Origin of the sequence: Streptomyces sp. CA-106110 (assembly GCF_050936285.1) — a bacterium.
Lineage (GTDB): Bacteria > Actinomycetota > Actinomycetes > Streptomycetales > Streptomycetaceae > Streptomyces.
Map to the genome: position 1 here is coordinate 6,192,940 of NZ_JBNJNB010000001.1, position 12,480 is coordinate 6,205,419.

At 70.2% G+C, this 12,480-nt stretch carries 13 protein-coding genes and 1 tRNA gene; 4 read left to right on the top strand and 10 right to left on the bottom strand.

All coding sequences use genetic code 11. The features are described 5' to 3' along the window. Positions 1-71 precede the first annotated feature (71 nt). From ACQEXA_RS28530 to ACQEXA_RS28550, 5 genes are read right to left on the bottom strand one after another with little or no spacing between them, the layout of a single operon-like run. The gene (locus ACQEXA_RS28530) at positions 72-1,247 is read right to left on the bottom strand and encodes a class E sortase (RefSeq protein ID WP_432930170.1); all 1,176 of its coding nucleotides are present in this window, start codon (positions 1,245-1,247) and stop codon (positions 72-74) included. Beyond that, entirely contained in the window at positions 1,244-1,882 is a 639-nt protein-coding gene (locus tag ACQEXA_RS28535; RefSeq protein WP_359390429.1) for an aminodeoxychorismate/anthranilate synthase component II, read from the bottom strand. Before ACQEXA_RS28535 ends, ACQEXA_RS28530 begins: the two co-directional genes overlap by 4 nt. Then, on the bottom strand, positions 1,879-2,040 hold the full coding sequence (locus ACQEXA_RS28540; protein ID WP_359390432.1) for a hypothetical protein: 162 nt from the start codon (positions 2,038-2,040) through the stop codon (positions 1,879-1,881). The genes ACQEXA_RS28535 and ACQEXA_RS28540 overlap by 4 nt, the downstream gene beginning before the upstream one ends. A 52-nt stretch (positions 2,041-2,092) precedes the next feature. After that, a complete protein-coding gene (locus tag ACQEXA_RS28545; RefSeq protein ID WP_433131473.1) occupies positions 2,093-2,779 on the bottom strand; it encodes a class E sortase in 687 nt (228 codons plus the stop codon). A gap of 37 nt (positions 2,780-2,816) precedes the next feature. Beyond that, positions 2,817-3,629 (bottom strand): DUF881 domain-containing protein, encoded by an 813-nt coding sequence (locus ACQEXA_RS28550; protein WP_432930166.1) that lies wholly within the window; start codon positions 3,627-3,629, stop codon positions 2,817-2,819. A gap of 142 nt (positions 3,630-3,771) precedes the next feature. On the opposite strand from ACQEXA_RS28550, the gene crgA reads away from it, so the two are divergent. Next, positions 3,772-4,026 carry a cell division protein CrgA gene (gene crgA / locus ACQEXA_RS28555; RefSeq protein WP_359390442.1) on the top strand — a complete coding sequence of 85 codons (255 nt, stop codon included), beginning with the start codon at positions 3,772-3,774 and terminating at the stop codon, positions 4,024-4,026. A gap of 302 nt (positions 4,027-4,328) precedes the next feature. On the opposite strand, the gene ACQEXA_RS28560 is transcribed toward crgA, so the two are convergent. Continuing rightward, positions 4,329-5,243, bottom strand: a complete 915-nt coding sequence (locus tag ACQEXA_RS28560; protein ID WP_359390445.1) for a rhomboid family intramembrane serine protease — start codon at positions 5,241-5,243, stop codon at positions 4,329-4,331. A gap of 96 nt (positions 5,244-5,339) precedes the next feature. Beyond that, a complete protein-coding gene (locus ACQEXA_RS28565) occupies positions 5,340-5,873 on the bottom strand; it encodes a peptidylprolyl isomerase (protein WP_359390448.1) in 534 nt (177 codons plus the stop codon). A gap of 451 nt (positions 5,874-6,324) precedes the next feature. Here ACQEXA_RS28565 and ACQEXA_RS28570 point away from each other — a divergent pair, with 451 nt between their 5' ends. Further along, positions 6,325-7,035 carry a DUF5324 family protein gene (locus tag ACQEXA_RS28570; RefSeq protein ID WP_432930164.1) on the top strand — a complete coding sequence of 237 codons (711 nt, stop codon included), beginning with the start codon at positions 6,325-6,327 and terminating at the stop codon, positions 7,033-7,035. 118 nt (positions 7,036-7,153) lie between these two features. Here ACQEXA_RS28570 and ACQEXA_RS28575 read toward each other — a convergent pair whose 3' ends face one another. Together ACQEXA_RS28575 and ACQEXA_RS28580 are read right to left on the bottom strand one after the other, a co-directional pair. Continuing rightward, a complete protein-coding gene (locus ACQEXA_RS28575) occupies positions 7,154-7,369 on the bottom strand; it encodes an acyl-CoA carboxylase subunit epsilon (RefSeq protein WP_432930162.1) in 216 nt (71 codons plus the stop codon). A gap of 858 nt (positions 7,370-8,227) precedes the next feature. Further along, positions 8,228-8,300, bottom strand: a tRNA-Ala gene (locus ACQEXA_RS28580). A 181-nt stretch (positions 8,301-8,481) separates the two neighbouring features. Between ACQEXA_RS28580 and ACQEXA_RS28585 the strand changes: the two genes are divergently transcribed. Both ACQEXA_RS28585 and ACQEXA_RS28590 read left to right on the top strand, forming a co-directional pair. Next, positions 8,482-9,030 (top strand): helix-turn-helix domain-containing protein, encoded by a 549-nt coding sequence (locus ACQEXA_RS28585; RefSeq protein WP_432930160.1) that lies wholly within the window; start codon positions 8,482-8,484, stop codon positions 9,028-9,030. A gap of 86 nt (positions 9,031-9,116) precedes the next feature. Next, the gene (locus tag ACQEXA_RS28590) at positions 9,117-10,841 is read left to right on the top strand and encodes a protein kinase domain-containing protein (protein ID WP_433131476.1); all 1,725 of its coding nucleotides are present in this window, start codon (positions 9,117-9,119) and stop codon (positions 10,839-10,841) included. Positions 10,842-10,848: 7 nt separating this feature from the next. Here ACQEXA_RS28590 and ACQEXA_RS28595 read toward each other — a convergent pair whose 3' ends face one another. Next, a complete protein-coding gene (locus tag ACQEXA_RS28595) occupies positions 10,849-12,321 on the bottom strand; it encodes a hypothetical protein (RefSeq protein WP_433131478.1) in 1,473 nt (490 codons plus the stop codon). Between the last annotated feature and the right edge of the window lie 159 nt (positions 12,322-12,480).

Here is a 12,480-nt window from a genome sequence, read left to right on the forward strand (position 1 = left end):
CACTCCCACTGCATCTGCCCCGTCTTTTCCACGTGCCTGTGAGCCCGCGTGCCCTGCCGGGTCCGCGTGTCCTACGAAATGAGCGCGTCCGGCTTGCCCTTGCTGCGCGGCCGTTCCTCGACCATCTTGCCCCACACGATCAACCGGTACGTGCTGGTGAACTCCGGAGTACAGGTGGTCAGCGTGATGTAGCGGCCTGGCTGGGTGAAACCGGAGCCCTTCGGTACGGGGGCGAGGACGCCGGTGTTCGACGGCGACGTCACCGGAAGGGTGGACGTCATCTTGTAGACGTAGTACGCGTCCTGCGTCTCCACCACGATCGAGTCACCCGGCCGCAGACGGTTGATGTACCGGAACGGCTCGCCGTGTGTGTTCCGGTGTCCCGCGAGCCCGAAGTTGCCCGTCTTGGCGTCCGGCATCGCCGTCTTCAGGCTGCCCTCGCCGTAGTGCCCGACCATGCCCTTGTCGAGCACCTTCGTCTTGCTGGTGCCCTCCGCGATCGGCGCGACCACGTCCAGCTTCGGGATGTGCAGCAGGGCGAAGCCCTGCCCGGGCGCGAACTCGCCCGGTTCCCGCTTGCCGGTGGCCCAGTCCTGCTGCAGGTGCTGCGCGGTGCTGCCCGCCTCCTGGTGCGCCCGCACATTCGACCACCACAGCTGGTACGTCACGAACAGCAGCATCACCACACCGGTGGTGATGAACAGCTCGCCCACCACACGGCTCACCAGGACGCCCGTGCTGGGCTTCTGGGCCCGCGCGGCCCGCCGGGCCTCCAGACGGGATCTGGGGGCCTCTGCGGGCGTCCCAGCGGCCGTCTCGGCCGTCTGGGGACCGTTCCCACGCCGCCCGTGTCGCCGCGCCGCCTTGCGCCGCGCGGCGCGGCCGCCGGACGGGGGTGTGTCACCGGCGTCACCGATGCGGTCCGCGGCCCGCCGGGCCTCCTCCACGTCCGCGGAGCGCAGCGCGACCGTCTCACTGTCCACGGGCGCCGGTGCGCCGTAGGAGGGGGCGGTCACGGGCTCGCCGTAGGAGGGCGGTGCCCCGGTGGGGTCGTACGCCTGCTGGGACGCCTGCTGCCCGTACGACGGGTCCGCGTACGCCTGGTCGCCGTAGCCCGCGCTGCCGTGCCACTCCTGCCCCTGCCACGCTCCGGCGCCCCCGTACGGCTGCTGCGCGTACGGGGGTCCCGGTTCCGCGGCGCCGCCGTAGGAGGCGCCGGTCTCGCGCTCGGGGCGCAGGGCGGTCACGCCGTGGCCCTGCCCACCACCGGGGCGAGCCCCGTCGATCTCGCCACGGCTCCCTGGTCACCGCACTCCACCAGCCAGTTGGCCAGCATCCGGTGGCCGTGCTCGGTCAGCACCGACTCGGGATGGAACTGCACGCCCTCCACAGGGAGTTCGCGGTGCCTGAGACCCATGATGATCCCGTCGTGGGTGCGCGCCGTGACCTCCAGCTCGGCCGGCACCGTCTCCGGCTCGGCGGCCAGGGAGTGGTAACGGGTCGCGGTGAAGGGGGACGGCAGCCCGGCGAAGACACCCTTGCCCTCGTGCTCGACCAGCGAGGTCTTGCCGTGCAGGAGCTCCGGCGCACGGTCGACGACACCGCCGTAGGCCACCTGCATCGACTGCATGCCCAGGCAGACACCGAAGACGGGGACGCCGGTCGCGGCACAGTGCCGCACCATCTCCACGCAGACACCCGCCTGCTCGGGGGTGCCGGGGCCGGGGGACAACAGCACGCCGTCGAAGCCGTCCTGGGCGTGTCCCGTCGAGACCTCGTCGTTGCGCAGCACCTCGCACTCGGCGCCCAGTTGGTACAGGTACTGCACCAGGTTGAAGACGAAGCTGTCGTAGTTGTCGACGACGAGGATGCGGGCGCTCACTGGTTGTCCACCGTCACATCGTTGAAGGGCAACAGCGGTTCTGCCCACGGGAAGACGTATTGGAACAGGGCGTAGACCACAGCCAGGACCAGCACGAGGGAGATCAGTGCCTTCAGCCATGCGTTGCCCGGCAGATGCCGCCAGATCCAGCCGTACATGCCGTCCCTTCCGTCTCTCCACGGCACCAGACTCACGCCGTACGCCACCAGACTAACGGCGCAGAGCCGCCGGTTTCCCTGCCTCCACAGGCTGTGTGGAATCGAGGTGCGCCCAGACGATCAGCCGGTGACTGTGCCCCCATTCGGGATCGCACGTGGTCAGCGTCAGATACCGGCCCGGACGCTTGTAACCCGATTTACGTGGTACAGGGTCGATTACTTCAGCGTCCGTGGGCACGGTTTTGTATGGGCCTTTGTCGATCCGATACGTGAACCAGGTTGTGCCGTCGGTGAGGACGACGGCGTCACCGGACCGCAGCCTTGGGAAGTCCTTGAAGGGGTCGCCGTAGGTGCGCCGGTGGCCGGCGACCGCGAAGTTGCCCTCCTGGCCGAGCCGGGCCGAGCCCGTGTAGTGGCCGAGCCCCTTCTTCAGGGTGTCCACGGCCGTGTCCTCGAGCACGGGCTTGTTCCACGTGAAACCGAGCCGTGGGATGTACATGACGGCGAACGGCCGGCCGGGGACGTACGGCGCCGGTTTCCGCGGGCTCGCCGGGCCGCCGGCCGCCGTCGTCGGCCGCACCGTCCCCGTCGACCACTGCCGCTGCAACTGGTCGACCTGCTCGTTCATCGCACTGTCGGCCTTCACACCGGTCCAGAACAGCACATAGACGACGAAGAGGACGATGAGAGTGCCGGCGGTGATGCACAGTTCGCTGACGGTCCGGACGATCACGCGCACCGACACAGGTTTCCCCCAGCGGCAGCTGTTCCCGGCTCTACTCCACGGGCTTCGCGTAGTGCAGATCCACTGTGCCCGAGTAGCCGGGGAGAGTCACCGTCCCGTCCTCGGTGACTTTCCAGCCGAGGCCGTAGACGTTGACGTACACCATGTAGTTCTGGATCGCGGGCGAGGCGGCGACCGCCTTCTGCAGCTTGTCCGGGTCCCCGACGGCAGTGATCTTGTACGGGGGCGAGTAGACCCGGCCCTGGAGGATCAGGGTGTTGCCCACGCACCGCACGGCGCTGGTGGAGATCAGCCGCTGGTCCATGACCTTGATGCCCTGTGCGCCGCCCTGCCACAGGGCGTTCACGACGGCCTGGAGGTCCTGCTGGTGGATGACCAGGTAGTCGGGCTGCGGCTCGGGGTAGCCGGGGAGCTTGGCCGTGGCGTTCGGCGGGGCGTCGTTGAGGGTGACCGTGACGGCCCTGCCGGTGAGCTTCTCGGTGCCCGCGTTCTTCTCCAGCGCCGCGAGCCGGGCCTCCTCGGCCTTGCTGGTGCTGCCGCCCGTGCGCTTGGCCAGGGTGTCCACGTCGTCCCGCAGTGTGGCGTTGGACTCATCGAGCAGGGCGTTCTTGTGGCTGCGGTCGTGGATGAGGTCGGACAGCTTCAGCAGCGAGGAGTCCGTGCGGATGTTGGTGCCCCTGGCCGTGTTGAAGCTGGTGAAGAAGAGCAGGCCGGCGAGCGCGAAGACGCCCACGGTCAGGACGCGCACGGGCCTCAGTCGGCGTGTGCGCGGGGAGGCGGACCCCGTGGACCCCGTTTCCGGGGAGTCGGGACCCGGCTGGGAGGAGTCGGCAGTATTGCTCAACGTACCCTTATCTCCTTCGGCGCCGCGGAAGCACTACGCTAACGGACGCCCGGGGGAGCGCTCAGTGTCCCCTTGTACGCTGCCCCGGAGCCCGCCCCAGTTCCCTGCGCGGCCACGCAGCGCATCGACAGGAGAGACCCTCGTGCCGAAGTCACGTATCCGCAAGAAGGCCGACTACACGCCGCCGCCGTCCAAGCAAGCCACGGCTATCAAGCTGAACAGCCGTGGCTGGGTGGCGCCGGTCATGCTGGCCATGTTCATCATCGGTCTCGCCTGGATCGTCGTTTTCTACGTGACCGACGGCTCACTGCCGATCCACGCCCTCCGCAACTGGAACATCGTGGTGGGCTTCGGATTCATCGCGGCCGGGTTCGGCGTCTCCACGCAGTGGAAGTAGCGGCTCACGCCCGCTCACGGCCGGCTCTGCCCATGGCTGTGCGCTGAGTTATCCACAGCCTTGTCCACAGAGTCCGCGACCAGTGGAAAAAGAACGACCATCTGTGGATAACTGTTCGGGCGTTGACACCGGTATGACGGAATCACCGGCTCCCGCAAAACTGTTCGCCCCCTGTCCGACCTGGGAAAACTCCGGTCAGTGACAGGGGGCGCGGTCGTTCCCCACCAGGTGCACAAGATCCGCCACAGACTGTGGACAACGCTGGGTACAACCTCGGGCTACGGCCCGTACACATCGGCTGTTCAGGTGAGCTGGGCAGTTCTGAGGACCGTCATGAGGACCACGGCGGCCAGCACCAGCGCGCACACCCCGTACTGCACGAGAGCCCTCCTCTGACGCGGGGCGTGAACCATGGCGTAGCCCACCACCACGCCGCCGACGAGTCCCCCGATGTGGGCCTGCCATGCAATATTGCTCCACCCGAACGTGAAGATCAGGTTGATCACCAGGAGCGCGATCACGGGCCGCATGTCGTAGCGGAGCCGGCGCATCAGCACGGCCGTGGCGCCGAAGAGCCCGAAGATCGCGCCGGAGGCACCGAGCGAGGGCTGGTTCGGGGCGGCGATCAGATAGGTGAGCGCACTGCCGGCCAGCCCGGCGGAGAAGTAGAGCGCGAAATAGCGGGCACGGCCGAGAGCTGCTTCCAGCGGGCCGCCGATCCACCACAGGCTGAGCATGTTGAACAGGATGTGGACAAAGTTGCCGTGCAGGAACATCGCTGTCAGGAGGCGGTACCACTGGCCCTGCGCGATGCCCTCGACCGAGCCGAGCAGCGGGACGTAGGCCTGGCCGAGGAGCTCGAACCGGTCCGTGAAGCGGTCGCCCACCGACAGCTGCACCAGGAAGACCGCCAGATTGATCCCGATCAGCAGCTTGGTGAGCAGCCGGGGGTCGGCGGTGACGGTTCCGCCCGCGAGCGTGCGGGGCGCCGAGGCGGCAGGGGCGTGCCCCGTGCCGGAGCCGCTGCGCACGCAGTCCGGGCACTGGAAGCCGACCGAGGCGTTGACCATGCACTCCGGGCAGATCGGGCGCTCACAGCGGGTGCAGCGGATACCCGTCTCACGGTCCGGGTGCCGGTAGCAGACCGGCAGCTCCCGTGCTCCGTGCGGCCCCTGGTGCGGCGGGCCCTGGGGTGGGCTGCCTGGCGCCTGGTCCATGGGTCCCTCACTCTCCGCGTACGACGGGGTGCCCCGCCCTTCCTTCTACGGACGGGCGGGGCGGTTTTGTTCCCTCGTGCGGTGTGCCCCTCGGGCTCAGCCCTCGCGGGACTCGACGACGACCGACTCGATGACGACGTCGTTGACCGGGCGGTCCGTGCGCGGGTTGGTCTGAGTGGTGGCGATGGAGTCCACGACCTTCTGGCTGGCCGCGTCGGTGACCTCGCCGAAGATGGTGTGCTTCCGGGTCAGCCAGGCCGTCGGCGAGACGGTGATGAAGAACTGCGAGCCGTTGGTGCCCGGGCCGGCGTTGGCCATGGCCAGCAGGTACGGCTTGTCGAACGCGAGGTCCGGGTGGAACTCGTCCTCGAACTGGTACCCGGGGCCGCCGGTGCCGTTGCCCAGCGGGTCGCCGCCCTGGATCATGAAACCGCTGATCACCCGGTGGAAGACCGTGCCGTCGTAGAGCTTCTTGGCGGACTTCTCGCCGGTGGCGGGGTGGGTCCACTCACGCTCGCCCTTGGCGAGCTCGACGAAGTTCCGGACCGTCTTGGGCGCGTGGTTCGGCAGAAGCCGGACCTGGATGTCGCCGTGGTTGGTCTTCAGGGTGGCGTAAAGCTGCTCAGCCACGATCTGCCTTCCGTTGTCCTCTGTGACTCCCCGATCCTCGCACGGTATGCGCCCCACGTCGCCCGGCCCCACCTCTGTGTGGACATCCGCGCGTCGCTCCACCGTCATCTGGGCGTGCCGGAGCGGTCGCGGGCGGCTCTGGGGCCCTGTCCCGTGCTCCGGGCGCTTGGAAAACAAGCCGAGTCGTCCCGTCGCGGGGGCGCAGAGCGGAGATCCGTGGCATTGTCGTCGTCAAGCTCCTGTTGCCCCGTATTCATCCGCTATTGCATGTGATCGGCCGATGCGCATGATCATTCCCCTCGTCACCGACCCCGGACGCGGACCGGGGCCGTCCGCTATGAGTCCCATGACCCGGATGCCCCTGCTCGCATGCCCGGCGCTTCTTCGAGAGGCATGATCCGTAAAAGGCTGGAAAGTCGAATTACCGTACGCCACCGAGGAGGAGGAACCCGTGACCCGCATCGACAGCGTGCGCGCCGCGACCGGTTCGGCGAAGGACAGCGTGCTGCATGCCGCGGAAGTGGTGGCGCCCTACGCCGACACGGCCAAGGACAAGGCCGCGCACTACGCACACGAGGCGCGCGTCCGACTCGCGCCGAAGGTGTCGCAGGCCGCCGGACAGGCCCGCGTCCAGTACGACGCCTATCTCGCCCCGCGCCTGGAACAAGCCCTGGAACAGGCCCGCACCCATGTGCCGCCCAGGGTCGACCAGGCCGCACAGGATGCCGCGGCCTACACCCGCAAGGCTGCTCGGCAGGCCGCCGACTACTCCCGTCCCCGGTTCGAGCAGGCGGTCGCCGCGGCAGGCCCGGCACGGGACGAGGCGGCGGCCCGCAGTGTTGCGGCGCTGGCCGCGCTGCGCGGTCAGATCTCGCCGCGACAGATCCAGAAGCTGGTGCGCAAGCAGCAGCGGCGGGCGAAGGCCGGCCGCATCGCCAAGGGTCTGGCGGTACTGGGCGTACTGGCCGGCGGCGCCTTCGCCGCCTGGAAGTGGTGGGACAGGCAGGCGAACCCCGACTGGCTCGTCGAGCCGCCCGCCGCGACCGAGGTCCCGCAGAGCGACCGTCTGACATCGGTGGACGGCAGCGGACCGAGCGTGCTGGACCCCGAGGTGGAGGCGAAGCAGGCCGAGGAGGACTCGGACAACGACGACCGACGCTGACACCGCCTGTCCAACCAGGCGGCAACAGCACCGTGGGGCAGGAGACTTGAGGGTCTCCTGCCCCACGGTGGCGTTTCACGTGAAACGCCACCGTGGGGGCCTCGGCTTCGTGGCGGCCTCAACTCCGCCAACTATGGGGTGCCGAGAATCCATGGGAGCGCTCCGGGCGACGCCAGCCGGCTTTGCTCCGGCCCCTGTGGGCCGCGGCCCACGTGGACGACCGGGCCGCGGCACGAGCCAGCAGGACGGCCGTGATGGCGGCCACTTCCTCGGGCTCGGCATGGCCTTTCTCTATACGGAGGACGTCGAGGAGGTCTTCAGAGGCAGAGGTCATGGATCGTCCCATCCAGTGGTGGTCCCCGTGGGGGTGGTCTCCGCAGGATGTGGATCGCGGCTTGCTGCGGTGCTGTGCGTGCAGTAGGCGTTCGGCAGCTTCGCGCCGCGGCGCATGACCCCCGCCGTGCCCCTGGTCGGCGCCGGGCGGGAACCCCGGAAGGGTCCGGGAAGACTCTCCTACGGAATGCTAAAAAGCGTTACATACCCTGACAAAGCGTGCAGCTTTTCCGACGCCCGATGCTTGCCCCGTGGAGCCGATCCGAGCACGTCACGGCGCCGCTGCCCGGCACCCCGCCGACCCTGGCGGGCGCGGCATTCGGCGCTACCGCGCTGGTCAGCCGCGCCGCCCAGGACCTGCCGCCGGCGTTCGTCGCCAATGGATCCGCAGATGACCTGATGGTCCGCCAAATGGGTCGCCGGCCCTCCCAGCAGGGGCGCGACAGGACCAGCACCAGTACTCAGGGGTGCGGGGACCGGAGGTGCGGGGCGCCGGTCGCCGGCCGCCGGCCGCCGAACATCGGAACGAACCGTGGAGTCCCCGTCGGAGCGTTTACGCCTTCCCCGTTCCATGACGTTTGCAACGCACCATCTGTGCAAGTTCCGTGGAGACCCCCCTCACCGAGCGCACCCCTCCACTCACCCACCTTTGGGCATCACGCCGGGATAAGTCAGTCCATATCACCTCATGCTGCCAAGCAGCCGGAGTCGCCACCCGGGCGGGGGCCGCTGAACCCGTGCCCCTTGCAAGTGTTTGCGCAAAGAAATGCAATGAATGCAAATCCACAGGTGTGGCGCGACTCACCCTCACAACAGAACCGGCCAGCCGCCGCGAGGGGCGTCTGACCGGTCCGGGGTGTGGAGCCTAGGGGAGTCGAACCCCTGACATCTGCCATGCAAAGACAGCGCTCTACCAACTGAGCTAAGGCCCCGGAGGAGGCGCGTCCGACCAGTACGAACTGAGACCGGCGGGCGCTGCAAACCAGCGTACCGGGTCACCCCCCGTATCTCACAAAAAGATGGGGCTCCCCGTGGACAACCGCTCTCCGTAAGATGCTCGTCGTGGTTCGCGACAGCGAACCGCGGTACTTGGGGAAGCGATGGGGAGACGCAATGGACGCCGCACAGCAGGAAGCCACCGCAAGAGCGCGGGAGCTGCAGCGGAACTGGTACGGAGAGCCGTTGGGGGCGCTCTTCCGTAAGCTCATCGACGATCTCGGGCTCAACCAGGCGCGTCTCGCTGGCGTGCTGGGGCTGTCCGCGCCGATGCTGTCACAGCTGATGAGCGGTCAGCGCGCCAAGATCGGCAATCCCGCGGTGGTCCAGCGGGTGCAGCTGCTTCGGGACCTGGCGGGGCAGGTCGCCGACGGCACCGTGAGCGCCGCCGAGGCGACCGAGCGGATGGACGAGATCAAGAAGTCGCAGGGGGGTTCCGTGCTCAACAACACGACACAGACGACGAACAGTTCGGGCGTGCCCACGGTCAAGCGCGTGGTCCGCGAGATCCAGTCGCTGCTGCGCTCGGTGGCGGCGGCCGGGGACATCATCGAGGCCGCGGAGACCCTCGCACCGACCCACCCGGAACTGGCAGAGTTCCTCCGGGTGTACGGCGCCGGCCGCACCTCCGACGCGGTCGCGCACTACCAGGCCCACCAGAACTGAGCGACACCTGCACTGCCGGGGACTCTCGCGCCGGGGGGTGCGCGGGAGTCCTGACCACCGTCCGGAAGGGGGCACGACGCACGACCATGGGTGAGGTCTTCGCCGGACGGTACGAGCTGGTCGATCCCATCGGGCGCGGGGGAGTCGGTGCGGTCTGGCGCGCCTGGGACCAACGCCGGCGCCGCTATGTGGCCGCCAAGGTCCTGCAGCAGAGCGACGCCCATGCGCTGCTGCGGTTCGTGCGCGAGCAAGCGCTGCGTATCGACCATCCCCATGTGCTCGCTCCCGCCAGCTGGGCCGCGGACGACGACAAGGTCCTGTTCACCATGGATCTCGTCGCCGGAGGCTCGCTGGTCCACCTCGTCGGGGACTACGGCCCGCTGCCCCCGGCCCTTGTCTGCACCCTGCTGGACCAGCTGCTGTCCGGACTGGCCGCCGTGCACGCGGAGAAAGTGGTGCACCGGGACATCAAGCCCGCCAACGTACTTCTCGAAGCCACCGGCACCGCCCGGCCCCGGCTGCGGCTGTCCGACTTCGGCATCGCCATGCGCCTGGGCGAGCCGCGGCTGACGGAGACCGACTATGTGGTGGGTACGCCCGGCTATCTCGCACCCGAGCAAATGATGGGCGCCGACCCGGACTTCACGGCCGACCTGTTCGGCGTCGGTCTGGTCGCGCTGTATCTGCTGGAGGGCGCCAAGCCGGACACCAGGGCGCTGATCGAGCACTTCATGGCACACGGCACACCGGGAGCGCCCCGCAGTGTCCCCGCGCCCCTGTGGGAGGTCGTGGCGACGCTGTTGCAGCCGGACCCCGCCGCCCGGTTCCGTACCGCCACGGGAGCACGCAAGGCCCTGGCCGCCGCCGCGGAGCTGCTGCCCGAACCCGGCCCGGACGACGAGCAGGTCGAGATCTTCGACCAACTCGGGCCGCTGCCGAAGGGATTCGGGCCCGACGGACCGCGGACGGAGGAGAGCGGGTCCGCCGGGGTGAACGGCTCCGCCACGTCCCGGCCGCCCACAGCCCCCGGGACGGGCAACGGCCCCGCGGGGCTCATGTCCGGCGCGATACCGCCGCGGCCGACCACCGCGCCCAGCGCCTCCGGCACCGGTATGTCCGCCGCCGCGTCCACAGGGCTCGGCACGTCCGCGGCCGAAGGCCCCCGAACCGGCCCGTCCACGCCGCCGCCTCCCGGCACCGGCACGTCGTCATCCGTCGCTCCCCACAACGGCCTGACCACAGCCGCCGGCACCAGCAGCGCCGCGACCGCACAACCCGGCACCAGTACGCCCGCACCGGCTGCGCCCGTCGGCACCCCCTCACCGTCGGCGGCTCCCGGGACCCCTTCCTCCGCCGTACAGCCCGGTTCACCCCTATCCCCCGCCGTACCCCCCGAGGCCGCACACCTGGCCGTACCACCCCGCCCCACGGTCGATCCGACGCCGTCCCAGCGGCCCCCGACGATGTCGGACACCGGGAGCTTCCATCTACCGCCTCCGCTGCCGCGAGAGGCGCTCCGGACGGTGACGCGCCCACCAGAGCAGCCGCCGGCGCCGGCTCCGGTCCACGCATCGCGCCCCGAGCCCACGCATGTGCCCTCCGGCCCTTCCGCGGCCCCGGTGCTGCGCCGGCCCGCCTACGCGTATGCCGTCCAGTCCCCGCACGCCGTCACGCGGCCGCAGGAGATCGCACGGCGCGGCGGAAAACCGGCCGTCCGGCGCCCGGGCCCGCCGGCGAAGATCGCCGTACCGGTTCTGTTGCTCGCGCTCGTCTGCTTCGCGGTGGGGTTCTGGGCCCTGACGCGCATCTGAGCGTCGGTCACCCGGCCCACCGGCTGCGCGCCCGCCACCGGGCGAACACCGTCCACAGCGCGAGCCACAGGACCAGGGCGCTGCCGGTGCCGATCCCGCCCATCGCCACCAGCCTCATCGTCCCGGAGCTCTCGTCCTTTCCACTGTCCCCGGCGCCGCTCCGGCCCGGTCCGCCGGAGCCTGCCGCCGCACCCCCTTTGGGTTCGCCGGATCCCGTGGAACCGCCCGGCCCGCCGGAACCGGTGGCACCGCCGCCCGGAACGGCCCCCTCGGACACCCTTGCCGCCGCTTCCTCCCGGTCCGCCGCCGACACCGTGAACACATCGCGGGGTGCGGACGTCCCTGCGTACGCCGGCCCGGACTTCGGCGTCCCGCTCACCCGCACGCGCAGAGTCAGCCCGAACGGGCCGTCCCCGAACCTGTCCGTCACGGACGCCGCGAGGTGCACGGCGAGGTAGTACCAGCCCGCGAACCGCATCGCGCCCGTACGGTCGCCCACGGCGTGGCGGTTCGCATAGTCGACGGGCGCAGACGGGTCGAGCGCGGCCGAGGTCTGGGCGCCGCTGTAACCGGCGTCGGCGTCGTCGACATGGGCCCGCACGGGGTTGTACAGGGACATGGCGACCGCGGTGCCGACATAGCCGTCGCCCCCGGTGGAGCTGCCCAGCTCGGCGGTGGCGGAGAGCTGCTGCCCCCAGTCGACGGGCACCTTGTAGAAGAGGGTCTGCCCGGGCCGGACCGCGTCCTGCCAGACGCCCTGGCCCACAGCGCTCGCACCGGCGAATCCGGCGCCGCCCGCACGCCGCGTGGCGTCCCCGAGGACGGCCTCGGGCGGCGCGGAGTTCCAGCCTCCGGGCGGGGTCGTCGTACCGGGCTGCCGCAGGGCGGGCTCGGAGACGTAGTCGAGCTCCAGGTCCCAGTCGCCGGACGAGGGCACGGTCGGGGTCCCACCGCGCCGTTCGATCACGACGTAGTAGACGCCCGCTCCCCTGCATCCGTACGTACCGGGACCCGTCTCGCGCGAGGCCGAGGCGGTGATCGGGTGCGGGCTCTGGGTGGGGCCGAAGTGCGCGGTCCCGGTGGAGCAGGTGGTGCCGTCGGCGTCCTGGACGGACAGCTTGAGACCGTCGGAAGAGGAGACCTGTGCTCCCGCCCCGGGGACCGCCGTCGCGGAGACATAGGCGTCGGCCGCGGAGTCGAGTTCCAGGCGGTAGTAGCGCTTGCCGGCGGCGGGCAGGGTGCTCCTGTACGTCCGCCCGGGATCCAGCCGTAGCGCGTCCGTGGTGCCGCCGGCGCCCTCAATCGTCCGGGCGTCACGGGCGAAGGCGTACGGGGTCCGGGTTCCGTCCGCGGACGCGGAGACCGGAGCGGCATGCACCGGAAGCACCGGCGTCATCAGCGCGAGCGCCGTGGCGCACAGGGTCACCGCCGCCCGCGCCGGCACCCGCCCGTACGCGAGCGCCCCGCGTACCGCACCCATGCGCCACCCCATCACGCGCCCCCTCGCCGTAGCCGCCCGAACCGCCGCCCATCCTGCCCCGCAGGCCACGGCGGCACCCGCCCCTTGCGCAGGACCGGCCGCAACGATCCGCTCGCGATCCGGCGCCTCACCTCTTCACAACACAAAGCCCCGACCGCT